The 606-nt window shown below is 69.1% G+C and carries 1 protein-coding gene; it reads right to left on the bottom strand.

The window, feature by feature from the left end; genetic code table 11:
• The coding region (locus OQ968_RS24780) for a phosphopantetheine-binding protein (protein ID WP_324682292.1) at positions 1-606 on the bottom strand (606 nt) is incomplete at both ends.

The raw sequence follows: 606 nt of genomic DNA, 5'->3' as shown, positions 1-606 counted from the left end.
GTGCCCGCGCAGCCGCAACGCCACCACCATGTTGTACACCGGTGACGGCCCATGCAACTGATCAAGGAACCACAACCGCGATTGCGCGAACGACAACGGAACCACCTCGGGCCGCGTACCCGCGACCAGCGGCTCACGCCGCCCCGCATCCTCACCGATGTGCGGCGCCAACCGCGCGATCGTGGGTGCGTCGAACAAGGTGCGCACCGAAAGACCAGTATCGAGACCGGTGTTGATCGCGGCGATCAGGCGCATCGCCGAGATGCTGTCCCCGCCAAGGTCGAAGAACGAGTCGTCCACACCGACCCGCTCAACCCCCAGGACCCGCGCGTAGATGTCGGCCAGGATCTCCTGCACCGGGCCCGCCGGGGCGCGGTAGTGACCGGCATCGGCGTAGTCGGGAGCGGGCAGGGCGCGTTTGTCGAGTTTGCCGTTGACCGTCAACGGCAGCGCCTCTACAACCACCACCGCCGCCGGCACCATGTAGGCCGGCAGCCCCTCGGCGAGCCGGGCGCGGACCTGCGCCGGGTCCGCGGTGCCGATGATGTAGCCGACCAGGCGCTTGTCACCCGGACGGTCCTCGCGCACGATCACCGCCGCCTGCTG

This window comes from Mycobacterium sp. 663a-19 (assembly GCF_035616495.1).
Classification (GTDB): domain Bacteria; phylum Actinomycetota; class Actinomycetes; order Mycobacteriales; family Mycobacteriaceae; genus Mycobacterium.
The sequence above is the reverse complement of the archived record's forward strand: the minus strand, read 5'-3'. Positions and strand labels throughout refer to the sequence as shown.